Genomic DNA, 14,486 nt, shown 5'->3' with positions numbered 1-14,486 from the left:
GTGAATTATTTTTTGTCTCCTTAATAAACTATTTTACGATCTCCGGTTACAGTTTTATATTCACAACCTGTGGGCAGCCCCCCACTAATTGCAGCAGTATTATCGGAGTAGGTTGGCATATTCACCCATATCATATAACCATTTTCGTCTATGTAACATCTTAAAGTATCGACCTGCATATCTGTTCCGAAAGCTGTTTTTTGCCCGGTATAAAACTCGTGTCTACTTCTTCCTGTTCCTTTTCCTGTTCCTGCTTTATGCTTAAATGTTCCACCATCTAAATTTGGAGCTCCAGAACCATTGTTCTGCATCATAAAAATTGTGGATCCGAAATCTCCAGCATAAATATTGCCATTTGAATGAGTAGCCATTCCCCAAATTCCATTACTTGTAACTGTTGAGCCTGTGGCGACAAAGGGACCAGTTTCATTTGTTTGCTTAAATATATCCGTACCAATATTTATAAAAATATCATTACTCTTAGATATTGTAATTCCAGTTGAATTATTAGCAGAATGTTGAGTGAAAGCCCCATTTCCATTTGTTTGTTTGTAGATTCCTCCGCCAGAAACACATACATAAACACTTGTAGATGAAGCTGCCATTCTTGTCCATATTCTATTAGTTTGACCTAATGCTATAAAATTTCCCGTTCCTCCTGTCTGTTTATATATATCTCCATTTTGGACAGATGCATAAATAGAAGTACCCAATGCACACAACCCATACCATTGCCTCGATGTTTGGCCTAAGGCGACAAAGGGACCAGTTTCATTTGTTTGTTTGTATATATCACCGTTTAAGACACCAATATATAAATCATTAGTACTAGTTGAGCAGATGCACAATGCTCCAGTTCCTTGAGGTAAAACAGTTCCAAGATCAACAAAAGGACCAGAACCATAAGTCTGTTTATACAATTTATTGGACAGGGTTACTATATAAATATTTCCACTTGGTGTCGAACACATTCCGTAACTAGAGAATCCAAATGGAGGTGTTAATGCATTAAAAAATGCATTTTCTGTATAATTTATAGTTCTTCCAGCAGATATTGTTAAATCCTTTCCTATTGCTGTATTACTACTTTCTTCTATTCCAATTTCTCTATTTATCTGGTTTCCTAAAGTAATATCTTTTGTAGGCGACTTAGCTGTTCCTATACCAAACGAAGTTCCATTATCCAGCAATCTACTAACACCTAAAGTTGTTGAATTAATTGATTTTGTAATATAATTTGCAACTCCGGAAAATACAGCTTGTTTTGTTCCTAATGCCGTATTTATTGTTGATAGGTCAGTATTGTCAAGTAAAGTTCCATCTCTGTTTTGCAGTGTATAAGTTCTGGATGCAGTATTTGCATTCGTAAAAAACGAAGTAAACGTATTGGCTACATTCCTCAAACCAAATTTTCCAGATAAAAATGTTTTAATTCCTGAAATATTTTGGTTAGTTGTTTGAGTTAAAAAAAGTGCTTCAAAGAAAGGAGTCAAAGTAGTCTTTATATTCAAAAACTTAATCGCTTTCTTAGAAAAAGAACTCTCACTATCTTCAATAAAAAGTCTGTCATTATCGACAATGGTAACTTTTTCGATAGATGGAGCACTTCCAGAATCAGTAATAATAGCCCCAAAAACAGATATAAAACCTAATTTGATAGTTCCTATTGGAACAGATGGTTCTGCTGCTGCCGTGCCAGTTGTTCCTTCAAGTCCTTGTATAATTTGATAAGTTCCTAAATTATTACCAACAACGATGTCGTTTCGATACATCCCTGTTGTTGCCGCACTAATAGTTTCAGAATAAGCATCAGAGGATAAGTAGGAAATTTTATTCAAAACCCATACAAAAGCGTTAGCCGGAATTGTTATATTAAGTCCTGTTAAAGTAATTGTGCCAAATTTTAAAACCCGATCCGGATTTTCTATGGCTGATAATCTGTCGTCGATATTTTTTGCTGTTCCTGTAAAACCTCCTTTATCGAGCTTTTCAACGAAACATTCAGCATGAGCATTTGGATCTGTTAAGTGATTTTCAAATATTTCGCTGTCCGTTTTATTTTGCAGTAATTCATCAATTCCATTAATTTCTGCTACAGGTATCTCTTCACTTTTATGGCGAAAACTATCCCACGTGTCCCAAAACTGAGTTTGCTTGGGTTTTCTACCAGTTCTAAACCAGTTTTTTATAGTTTCTAATGTTTGTATTGCCATACTTTTTCTTTTTTTAATTATGTAAGTAAGTTTTAATGAATTCTATTTTTTGTCGTTGTCTTGTAAGTTCTTCTTGTCAGGTATTTTAGGCATTTTAGTAATGCCATTTGAGAATACATAATCCATAATGGTTATTGTTTTTAAAATGATTAATATAAAATGTTGTGATTGTTTTGAGAGAAATAATCGAAGGCTCAGTAACTTATTAAGGTATATAAAAAGACACTTCTATTTGATATTTGAGGGTGTAAAAGTAAGACAGAAGAATAGAAAATGAGCAAGAAAAAGTCCTCTGGATTCAGTAGTTTCAGTAGAAAGTAAATTTGCTGAAACTACTGAATACTAGTTGTTTGAAATTTTAAAATGACACATATCGATAGTACTTTTACACCCAGAAAAAATACTATAGCGATGAGTAAAAATGCAATTCACAATTTCAATCTTTCAATAAAAAACAGTGCTGATATAAAAAGCTCAGAACAGTTAACAGAAGCTATCATAAAAGAGTTAGCCAAAGTTTCAAAAGAAATGAGTCAGCAAAAAGATATAGTGGAAATATGGCAGGAGCAACAAACTCTGAATACGACTGCTATTGCAAATAATTCCAGTACCTCAATCGAAGAAGGCGCTGTCAATACTGTTGCTGAAAAAAGCGAAAAACAGTTATTATCTGACAGTATTACTTCTTCGGTTTCTGAGGGAATAATAGCAAACGATATCGTCTCAACTGGAGAAGGCATCAACGGCACATTAAAGCAAGTTGGTATTACTTCTTCAGTTTCAGAGACAACAACTTCAAGCGCTTCAATCGGAGAAGGCGTTGCTGATACCACTGGCGGTACAATCACGAGTTCTCCCGCATCAGTCAACACTACTTCTCCGACATTGGGAGCAGGAAATAGTGCTTTAAATTTTAGCAATAGTACAACGACACAAGCCTACGCTAATGTGGTAGCTCAGCAAACTTTGAAGGTTCCTCAAGCGTTGCAGGCAAATAGTGGAGAACCAACTATAGAAGCTGTAATAGCAGAAATTAAAAAGAAATTAACTCAGGCTATTAATGAAAAAGATTTTGCTGCAATAGCCTATTGGACCAGCATTTCTAAGGCTTTTGATGAAGAAGCTAAAGTTCAGGATTTTGATGGTAAACCAAATAATATATTGTTTACAGAAATGTATGCGATGCTGAAACAATCAAATCAGATACCTATAATTTCTCAAAATTTTAATTGGGATGTTGTTCGCAAAAAAATGGTTGAGTCAATTGATAATAATATCCTTAAAGGAAAAATTTCTCAAGCAGGTAAAAGTCGTTGGGAAATAATTAAAAATCAATTAAACAATGATACAGTCAATGTTGCCAACCTTTTTGAGCGATACAACGAACTATTTTTATTACTAAAAGAAGTTGAAGGGCTTGATAAGTTGCCAGACACCATTACAATAACCACTAAAACCAAAATATATCCTAATCTAACTGCCAATTTATACGCAGATATTGGTAAAGAGGCTGTATATGTATTCTTAAAAGAGGTAAGTAACAACGAGATTACGGGAAGAGCGGTAAAGAAAGGAGCGGTTAAAATTAAAAATACTGATGCAACTTCATTTATTGTTGGAGAAAGTCTGGAATTTATTCTTGATGAAGCTCTTATAAAACCGCATAATGAGTATAAAAAAGAAGACATCAATTGGATTATTTATAATACTAAAAAGAAGAATGATAAAGGAACTGTTTTTGTAAACGAAGGAACTTCGTTTAGTTATAATTTTGATACAGCGGGAACTTATAAAGTCGAAGCTTATGGAGGAAATCCGGGATCAAATAATAGTAAAACTATAGAATCATCCGCTTTTGTAAAATTAGAGATTATAGCTCAGGAAATTGTAATTACATCTTCGGGAATTACTAAAGACGGACTTACAAGAACTTCTACAAAAGAAAAAACGTTTAAAGTTGCCTTAAAAAATCATAAAGTGCAATCATTAAATCCTTTAAAATTGTACTATCAGGTTGAAAGCAAAACAGCTAATAAAGTAAATATAATTTCAGAAGAAAGAGAATTAGATTCAACAGGTATTGTTAAATTTCCTATTCCAAATTTAGGAGAATATTGCATAAAAGTACGTAGTAAAGATCAATATGCATTAAATCTGGATTATAAATTTAATGCAATTAAAAATGAAGTTACCAGTATTGGTCAAGTCAACAAAATAGCAAATAATCATATCTTTTTGGTAGGCGATCCAAAAAACAATTTGATTTTAGAAGTCAAAAGTTTTAGAATAAATCCAGCTACTGACGAAGAAAAAGAAGATGTAAAATGGATAATTTATGATGCAAATAATAAACCATACTTACCACCAGGATCTGTAGTAATGACTGACAACAATAATCCTAAAAAAATGCATTTGCATAAATGGAGTTATTTTGATGTACCATTTCCTAAAAAAGAAGGGAATTATACGGTAGAAGCTTATAGCGACACCACACAAGGTGGCAAAGCAAAGTCAGTTTTTAATATAGAAATAACACGTCCACAAGTAACCGAGGCTTATTGGGCTTCTGGTGGTGGAAGTAAAAAACAAGCATCTGGTTTTGAAGGTGAAAGTAATTGGGTAAAAGCAAATATTCCATATTATAATAATCAGACTGTAAGAGTATATTTTTATCTGAATAAAGTAAAAACAAAATATTATTGTGATGTAAAAACCAATGAAAACGGAGCGATTTTTCAGGAAATAAAATTTGATTCTAATTTCAGGAAACTTATTGGATTCCAGAGTAGAAACAATGCTAAGATTGGGTTTAAATTGTTAGGAATCCAAAATGGAAAGCCATATCCATTTAAGACACCAACTACTTACGAGTCAGATACTCTTGTATCTGTTACGACAGAAGTAAAAATTCTTGATGCTTATTTTATGTATGACGGCAGGAGAGTAACATCACAAGATGAGATTCCGTTTAACGAAAAAGGCACAACTATAACTATTGTAGCCAAAACACAAAATAGGATTGGAAAAGAAATTGTATTGACAGCCCACAAAGTGGGAGAGAAACCAATCTACACAAAAGCAGCAACAGTAAATTCTGAAGGAGTTGCAATAGCCACTTTCTTGTTGAGGAACCTTGATAAGAAATTAAAAAAAGGAACAGTAAATAAGTATTATGTGGGGATTGAGGCATATTCTACGAAGCATTTGACTAATAAGATGATAAATATGGTGGTGGGAGCAGGTGGTAAAAAGAAAAATATGGCAAATCTAACATGGGGTTCAAAAGTCACAAAAGAATTCAGAGAAAAAGTAATAGAAATTTGTGAAGATTTATGGCCTGAAAATACAGTAGAAATGGCCAATGGACTAATGGCTGTAATGTATAGGGAAACGAATGGCACATTTGCAGCCAATCAAATGGCAGGCTACAAAAGACTTATTTCGAGAGACCAAATGACTGCAAAATATTTTGAAAACAACAATGAAAAAACAGGAGAAAAGGGTTCAAGAGCAGTTGGATTGATACAATTTACTCAAGTTGCACTTGTAAGCATGAAAGAATTTAAAGATGGAGAAGGTTTTGATAAATTACACAAGTTAAAGCTGGAATATGCAAATATGACTGAAGTAGATCAGCTTGAGAAGGTAAGAAAATATTTTAAAAATGTTGTTCGCTTACCTAGAACTCCAGAAGATATTTATGTAGCTGTATTTTCTCCTGATTTTGTAGGTAAAAAAGACACAGATACTTTATATAAAAAAGGTACATCTGATTATAAAGCAAATCCAGGTTTAGATAAGGATGATAATGGAATTCAAAAAAAAGAACTTATAGTAAAATATTATGCAAGTTTGAAAGAAGGAAATAAAAGTGATAATATTGCAAGTGTAAATGTAAAAGATGATAAAAAGAAAAAAACTGACTTAAAATGGCGTAATCCGCTTGATATTATGGAATTAAGAGGATGGTATACAGAAACACAATGGACACCTGGAAAAAGCGATTGGCATGGTAGAACTGGAGGAAAACATGATGGACTAGACTTATATGCCCCAGTAAAAACTAAAGCTTATGCTTGTATTGATGGTATAATAAGAGATCCTTATGAATCTGGAACATACGGAAATACAGTAACAATTGAGGGGATTTATAATGGTCAAACGTATTTTTTCTTTTATGCGCATCTAAATGAAGCGGTAAAATTTAAGGATGGAGATTCTGTAAAAGCTGGAGATTCTATTGGAGAAACGGGAAAAACAGGAAATGCAAGAAGCCTAACAGCTAAACAAACCCATTTACATTTTGAAATTAAAAGCGAAAAGACCAGAACCGGAAATAAAGTTGATCCAAATATTATAACTGAACTAACATTTAATAAAACTCCAGATAAAAACACACAAAAATGAAAAAAATAGTATTTATATGTATTTCTGTGATTCTGTTTTCCTGTAAAGATCAGAGAAGCGAAAAAAAAGTAATTTCGTATTTAATAAAAGCTGAAAAAGCATCATTGAACAATGAAATAAGGGGTTTAATTCCAGAAGAATATGATAGTAAAAGTATTATTACTGAAGCTATTGATTTTGATAATGATTTAAAAAAAGATTACATATGTAGCGTATATGATTCAAAAAAAGGTGTAAATATCGAATATTGGATAACCTCGGATTATAAATTATTCTTGAAGAATGAATTTCATGAAAGTATTAATTATAAGTTTTTCGTTAATTTAGATAATGATAATTTAATGGAATTATTTAGAGCTTCCGGCGAGGAAGATGGTATTGATTATGCCTTTTATGATATTAAAAACAATAGATTAGAGCCGTTATTGTATTTTACACCAATGTTGATTGACGAGAGTAAATCAAATAACTATTTTTTTGGTTATCCGTGGGATATCTTAGAAATTGTAATTTCGGATAACAAATTACTTATGTCTGCAACAGATAATGTTGAAAGGGATGGAAATATTTTTATTCCTAAAAATCAAGATTTTTTGCCTGTTCTTTTTTTTAAAGGTAAAACTACCCAACCAGAAATCAAATTTGATAAGAAGATTAAAAGCGAATATGTTTCTTTAGAAAAAATCATTGCAATTGTTAAGGCAAAAGACAATAAACATATAAAAACAATAGAGTCGCTAAAATCAGAATTAGGTACCTACAGGATAAAGAAAGAAGTAAAATGCGATCTAAATAAAGATGGAAAAGAAGATTTAATAATAATTTTTGAACCTAAAGAAATTAAACCACTGGAAGAATATGGTTCTTCTTTAATGAATTCTCCTCTTTATGTACTGATAAATGAAGGGGAAAATAAGTTTAGCGTTTCAAAAAACGATAATATTATTTATACCGCAACTTATAATTGCCCTAATATGGGGATTAAAAAGTTAATTGTAGAAAGTAATAATATTTCAATAGAACAAGGTACTTGTGATAAATTTGATGATCTTCAAAATGACAATATTACTTTCCAATATAATATAAAAACAAAATCTATCACTTTAGAAAAATTTAAAAGAGATTATTTTCAAAGAAAAGATAGTTCAGAAATGTTACCGCCAAGTGTTATGGTTTCTCCCAAAAAATTTGGAAAAGTCTTATTTGAAGATTATGACTCCAGAAAAGAATATGATAAATAAAATGTTTAATAAATAGAAGTGAAATCTTGTGAAAAATATCAAATCGACCCATTCATCCTTAATATTAAAAAATGCAAAAATCAAAATTAGTATGTCTGCTATTATTACAAATTATATTCTTGAGTTGTAAAAAATCAGAAAATGAAAATGTAATTAAAACGGCGTCAACTCAATCTTCTAAAGGAAATCAAGATCAAAATTATATAAAAAAAGCAATAGAATTAGATCAGGCAGATTTTGTTCATTATATAGATACGACTAAAAATATAAATGCTTTTTACAAATTTGATGAATCCAATTCCTATACAATATTAGGATATTGCTGTAAATTTGACAGATATGATTTTGTAAAAAAGCTTATTTCAAAAAAAGCCGATATAACATTGGGTGAAGAGGATGAAGATTATCAATATGATGCACTTTATGTTGCAATAGAGAATCAAAATGAAAAAATAGTTGATTTACTTTTAGAAAATAAAGCAAATGTAAATAGTACCTATACAGAGGGTGGTCTTACACCACTTTCCTTTGCCTGTCAATTTTCTAATTTTCATATTGTTGAAGCATTAATTAATCATAATGCTGACATAAAAGGGAAGTATAATCCACAAACTGAAATGGCTTCTATTCCTATAATAGAAGCTGTAAAGAGTAAAAATAGAGATGCAGTTAAACTATTGGTAGAAAAAGGTGCAGATGTAAATCAAGTTGATTTAGAAGAGACTTCAGCTTTAAGTTATGCTAAAGCTAATGATCAGGAAATTTATAATTTATTGAATCTTTTATTAAAAGATAATGTAAAACCAATTTCTGAAAAATTCCTGGGTCAATTTGAAGTAAGTACAAAAGGTGAATTAACTAACGATGGGACGGGACATACCACTTATTATTTTACGATTACAACAAACGGAATTATATTAAAGGCAGAAGCTTTTAGGGGAGATTTTTTATGCGAAGGAAATTATAAAGGAGTAGAAAAAGATAATATTTTAGAGGTTTACTACAACGAGAAAGATGACCGTTGTAAACAATCAAAACCTAATTATCTTATAAAAAAAGACGGAGGGGAATATTTTATAAAAGGAGTTGGAGGTGAAGCAACTTTTAACGAATGGGTAAAACTTGACAAAAAATAAATGGTTCTATATTTTTCCAAAAACTACCTGTAAGCAGGTAGTTTTTTGTTTTAAAAAGAATTTCACAGTTTAAAAAAGATGCTATATTTATTCCAACTTAATTTCATTAGATATGCGTTATTTGTTTATGGTTATATTTTCCTTAGTTGTTATTTCTTGCTCGAATAAAAAAACAAATGTTGAAAAAACAGATGATAAAAAAGTAGTTTTAGTTAAAAATAATACAAAAATAAAAGAGCTTCAAAGTCAGGTTTTTCATAGTGTTCTTTATCAAAATGAATATTTTTATTTCTTAGGAAAAAAAGGAGATTTTGAAGATGTAACACTTAATTTCAATGTTAAACGACTTATTAATGACGCAACGATTGATAATATTTTTTATTCTGACGAGGCAAATCCCAATCAAAATCAATTGTATAGGATTAAGGATCACACCAATAAGGATAATTTAAATTATGAGATAGTAGTATTTGATGAATGGGAAGATAAAGATGCAAAAATTAAATTTTCGCTAGTTAATAAAAAAGATGATGTTTGGAAATTTCAATACATTCCATCTTCTCCCTGGAAACAAGAAAACTCTAAGAGAACCTATAGCCAAAATCTTGATTTACGCGAAGAATATTTGTTTATAAATCAAAAAAACATAGATTCACTAATTGTATTAACTAAAGGTTTATGGAGTAAAGAAGAGGATAATGACGAAAATTTAGATACGGTTTGTTACAAAAAACCGTATTATTTTAAACTAAAAGAAAAATATAAATATTGGAAAAATTATAACCCAATTCGTTTTGTTTCGTCAAAAAGTAAGATTAGTATCTATACACAACCTGATACGACTTCTAAAGTTGTTTCAAAACTAAAGTATAATGATTGGGTTATTGTAAATGATACTGTAAATAAACAATCAAATAATAATAATTTATGGCTTGATATTTACGATAGGGTAAGTTTTAGGAAAGGTTATATTTTAAATAAGAATTTAGCTCAAAAACCAACTTATGAAAACCTACCAGTAAAATAAAGAATTAAGGCTAGAAAAAGAGGCTTAAGAAATAAAAATCTACCCTAATCAGGTAGGTTTTTTGTTTAAAAGAATATTCTATTTTAGCACAAAAAAAATATAAAAATAACCTAATCAAAAAAGATGAAATATTGTACAAAACTATTGGTTCTATTATTAATTGTATTTATCAGTTGTAAACCAGAAACTAAGAATGATTTTAATAAAACCAAAAGCAAAGATCAGGAACTCAGTAAAAATCAAATTTCTAAAAATGGAGATGACGATTTTAAATCCGCTCCTATTGATTTTTTGGAAGAAAAGTATAAAAATAATGGATATAGTCTCCCTGATTATTCTCCAACATTTCCAACCTACTCTTTTTCTAATGAAAAATTAGGAATATTTAGCGTTAATTATATCGGAAAATCAGAAGTAATTCAAAACTATTGGAATGTTTCAAATTCAAAAGGATTTTTTTCTCAATTTCAAGACATAAATCAAGCTTTGGGTAATTCAAAGCTAATAAATGATAAAGTAAGTCAAATTTTAGATAATAAAATAAATGAATATTATATTGTTGCCAGTTTCTTACCAAAAGAATCGATAGCGTATTTTGATGATGGATCAGGAGATTTTGAATTAAAGAAAGATGCTTATACGTATTTTTATATTTACGAAAATAACAAATGGGTTTTTATAAAAAAGCTTTTAACGAATAAAATTGACAAAGGAGGGGTTTCACTTTATAATGATCTTCTATTAAACGATAAAGTAGAATTTAGCACACCAATTCCTGAAAAATTTCTGGGTCAATTTGAAGTAAGTACAAAAGGCGAATTAACTAACGATGGGACGGGACAGACCACTTATTATTTTACGATTACAACAAACAAAATTGTATTAAAGGCAGAAGCTTTTAGGGGAGATTTTTTATGTGAAGGAAATTACAAAGGAGTAGAAAAAGATAATATTTTAGAGGTTTACTACAACGAGAAAGATGACCGTTGTAAACAATCAAAACCTAATTACCTTATTAAAAAAGACGGAGACGAATATTTTATTAAAGGAGTTGGAGGTGAAGCAACTTTTAACGAATGGATAAAACTTGACAAAAAATAAATTGTTCTATATTTTTCCAAAAACTACCTCTAAAAAGGTCGGTTTTTGTTTTTAGGAAAGACAATATATTAGTAAAAAACTTTTAGTTTTATTAGCCTGGAATAAGAATAGAAACCAATTCGAATTAAAGAACTAGAATCTATTTTATTACAAAAAGGGAATAGTTTATTTAACTATTCCCTTTTTTATTAAAGTAAGTCTGGAATTTTACAATTGATAAACAGATCCTCCACTAGCAGGCCATAAAGTATATGCCTGAGGTAGAAAATTAGCGTCAACATGTATTTTAGGACGTTTTGTATTTTGCGTGAAATCTTGAAGAGTTATAGCAAAATTATTGGTGTTTTTGATACTTAGATCAGTCAATAATGTATTGCCAAAACACCAAAGAGAAGTTAGTTGAGAATTTGAATCAAAATTTAACGTAGTCCATTTATTTGACGAAACGTTCGTCTTTCCTAAAACAGTTAATGGGGCCAAATTTATTGAAGTCAACTGATTAGACTGGATAAATAAACTTGTAAGCTTAGTATTTCCATTAAGGTTTAAAGTAGTTAATTGATTACCATAACACCAAAGTCCCCAAAGCCCAGCAACATTAGAAGGAATTGTTAAACTCGTAAGTTGGTTGCTGTGACACCAGATTTGAGTAAGATTAATGTTTGATGAAAGGTTTAAAGTCGTTAGCAGATTATTTTGACATTCTAACCAGGTTAAGGTAGTAATTGCTGAAACGTTTAAAGAAGTCAGCTGATTTCCACTTATAATTAACTGCGATAGAGATGTAAAAGCTTGTATACCGGTTGCATTACTAATATTTGCGCCTGCTACGTACAACCCTACACGGGTTTTATCAATATTTATATAATCATTGCCAATTACGGCATCTTCTTGTCCGGCACCGGCATTAATTAATGCTAATCTAAAATTAGGATCCGGAACATATGTATTAACCCAAACTGCTGCGGTTTTTCCTGTAGCAGACCCTTTTTTTAATTCAGATAAAGCTTTTTCATCTCGAATATAATTAGGGTCTTTTGCAGTGCTGTAATCTGCCGGAGTTGGATTTGGGTTAAAGGCACTTTTTGTTAGTTGAGCAGAAGGAGTAGAAGTGGTTTCATTGTTGTCTGTAGAACAAGCTACGAAGTTCAGCGCTAACGCAATAAGAAGTAATTTTCTCATAAAAATTCAATTTTTAATTAAGGTTAATGTTAAAAGATTATTTAATATGCTAAATTTTCTCACAAATTAAATCTTTTCTTTTTTAAGATTAATTAAAAATAATGATATTTTTCTTATAAAATTAATTTTTTTTATTTTACATTATAGGAATTTTAAGAGATTATAGTGCTTTGTTTAATGACTTTATATTATATTTAAACAAAAGAAAGAAAAAGACGCTTGACCTAGCAGAATTACTTTTAATAGTAGATAAAAAGCGTTTTAATGAGTTGACTGATTCTTAAAAAAAATGAAATTGAATAACTTAAACCGAGATATCGTTCAATTACAATTTTTTAGATTTAAAATAGTTATAATCTTGAAATTGATGCAATTGATACTTTTTCTTTTTGGGTCATTTTATCCTGCATTTTATTTAAATTTGAAATTTATTTTTAGAGCTTTTATACATGATGGCAAGACTATTTTCTTTATTCTTTCTTATACTTTCTTTTAGCATTCATTCGCAGTCTTCGACAAAAGAGCTGATTGATAGTTTAAACAGTATTAACGACCATCAGAAAAAAGTAGAACTCTGCAGTAAAATCGCATTAAGACTTCAAAAAACGGATTGGGACAGAGCTATAAGATACATAGAGCTAGCTGAAGCTGAAGCAAAAAAAACAAACAACTCAGAACTCACTTTGGCTCAGGTTTATATAACGGCAGGTAAAATGTATGATTCAAAAGAGGTTTTAGATATCGCCTTACAATATTACTTGAAAGCGTATGAGATTCACAAAAATAACAATAACAGTGAAGAAGCATCTAAATTAGAAAACAATCTTGCAATTATTTATGCCATAGGAAATAATAAAGAAAAAGCACTCCAATACTTCTTAAATGTATATCGCTATCAACAGTCTAAGCACGATTCTGTTAAGCTCATAAAAATATTAAACAATATAGGTACAATATATCTGAAGAAAAATTTAGATTCCTCTTTGTATTACTATCAGAAGGCTTATTTAATAAATAAGAAGATAAAAGACAATAACTTAAAGGTTAATGTTTGTACTAATATAGCCCGGGCTTATTCCTTAAAAAAAGACAATACAAATGCCGACTTTTATTTTAATGAAGCATTTTCTTTAGTAAATAAAGGCGTTAATAATATAGTAGAATCTTTTGTATATGAGTCTTTTTCTGAATATATGCTAAAAGAAAAAAAATACGATGCGGTAATTGTAAATGCAAAAAAGGCATTAGAATTATGCAAAGAAACGGAATATAGTTATTCAGGTTTAAACCTCAATAAAATATTGTATCAGGTATATGTAAGTAAAGAGGATTACAAAAATGCGGTTTATTATTTTCAGAAATATAATGCAATCAGCGACAGTATAAATGTCGAAGAAAAGGCAGTAAACATAGAAAGAATAAAGCTCGAGCAGGATTACAAAGTTCGAACCCAGATAAAAACACTTATTGAACAAAAGCAGCGATTTAAACATTATGTTGTTGGCTTAATATTGGTTGTTGGTATATTGATTCTAATTATTTTACTGATAAGATACCGAAACAGGAATATTAAAAATCAACTGGAAAAAGAGAAATTAAACACAAAAATGCAAGCTTTAAACCAGAGTCTTGAAGCCCAAAAACAGGTGCTTATTGGAAAAGCAATGGCAGAAATACATCGTACAGATAGTATTAATGAAATCCTGACTGATCTGAAACAGATTAAACTCAAAACTGTTAATAAAGAAATGCAGCAAGCTATTGATATAGTTTTAAAACGTCTGGAAAAGAATTTGAATACAGATATCTGGAAAGAATTTGAAATCAGTTTTGAACAGGTTCATAAATCTTTCTTTGATAAATTAACGGTCGATTATCCTTCTCTTACTCCAAAAGACCGCAGATTATGTGCCCTTTTATATTTGGATTTATCTACAAAAGAAATTTCTCAAATTACAGGTCAATCCTTCAAAGCAATCGAAAATTCCCGAACAAGACTTCGTAAAAAGTTCGATTTAACCAATGAAAAAGTAAATCTCTCTACTTATCTCAATACAATCTAACTTTATTAAAGATATTATAAATCCAAACTAATGACTTGATTTAGTTTGGATTACTTTTTTTTGAGTGTTTTTCAGGTGATACTTTTTTACCTGAGAGTGTTTTTGTAATAGTCCTT

8 protein-coding genes are annotated in these 14,486 nt (G+C 30.3%); 6 read left to right on the top strand and 2 right to left on the bottom strand.

Going from position 1 to position 14,486, the window contains the following annotated elements; translation table 11 throughout:
- Positions 1–20 precede the first annotated feature (20 nt).
- Positions 21–2,213, bottom strand: a complete 2,193-nt coding sequence (locus tag EAH81_RS06395; protein ID WP_140505033.1) for a hypothetical protein — start codon at positions 2,211–2,213, stop codon at positions 21–23.
- Positions 2,214–2,576: 363 nt separating this feature from the next.
- On the opposite strand from EAH81_RS06395, the gene EAH81_RS06390 reads away from it, so the two are divergent.
- From EAH81_RS06390 to EAH81_RS06370, 5 genes are all read left to right on the top strand, one after another.
- Positions 2,577–6,620 carry a M23 family metallopeptidase gene (locus EAH81_RS06390; RefSeq protein WP_140505031.1) on the top strand — a complete coding sequence of 1,348 codons (4,044 nt, stop codon included), beginning with the start codon at positions 2,577–2,579 and terminating at the stop codon, positions 6,618–6,620.
- Positions 6,617–7,861, top strand: a complete 1,245-nt coding sequence (locus EAH81_RS06385) for a hypothetical protein (RefSeq protein ID WP_140505028.1) — start codon at positions 6,617–6,619, stop codon at positions 7,859–7,861. The genes EAH81_RS06390 and EAH81_RS06385 overlap by 4 nt, the downstream gene beginning before the upstream one ends.
- Positions 7,862–7,932: 71 nt before the next feature.
- A complete protein-coding gene (locus tag EAH81_RS06380; protein WP_140505026.1) occupies positions 7,933–8,997 on the top strand; it encodes an ankyrin repeat domain-containing protein in 1,065 nt (354 codons plus the stop codon).
- Between the two features lie 127 nt (positions 8,998–9,124).
- Positions 9,125–10,024 (top strand): hypothetical protein, encoded by a 900-nt coding sequence (locus tag EAH81_RS06375; protein ID WP_140505024.1) that lies wholly within the window; start codon positions 9,125–9,127, stop codon positions 10,022–10,024.
- Between the two features lie 123 nt (positions 10,025–10,147).
- The gene (locus EAH81_RS06370; protein ID WP_140505022.1) at positions 10,148–11,125 is read left to right on the top strand and encodes a hypothetical protein; all 978 of its coding nucleotides are present in this window, start codon (positions 10,148–10,150) and stop codon (positions 11,123–11,125) included.
- Between the two features lie 207 nt (positions 11,126–11,332).
- On the opposite strand, the gene EAH81_RS06365 is transcribed toward EAH81_RS06370, so the two are convergent.
- Positions 11,333–12,307, bottom strand: coding sequence for a leucine-rich repeat domain-containing protein (locus EAH81_RS06365; protein WP_140505019.1), 975 nt, complete (start codon positions 12,305–12,307; stop codon positions 11,333–11,335).
- Positions 12,308–12,756: 449 nt separating this feature from the next.
- On the opposite strand from EAH81_RS06365, the gene EAH81_RS06360 reads away from it, so the two are divergent.
- Entirely contained in the window at positions 12,757–14,370 is a 1,614-nt protein-coding gene (locus EAH81_RS06360; RefSeq protein WP_140505017.1) for a tetratricopeptide repeat protein, read from the top strand.
- Positions 14,371–14,486: the final 116 nt, after the last annotated feature.

This window comes from Flavobacterium pectinovorum (genome assembly GCF_006438875.1).
In the GTDB taxonomy this organism is placed as follows: domain Bacteria; phylum Bacteroidota; class Bacteroidia; order Flavobacteriales; family Flavobacteriaceae; genus Flavobacterium; species Flavobacterium pectinovorum_A.
This window is presented reverse-complemented; position numbering and strand designations above follow the sequence as displayed.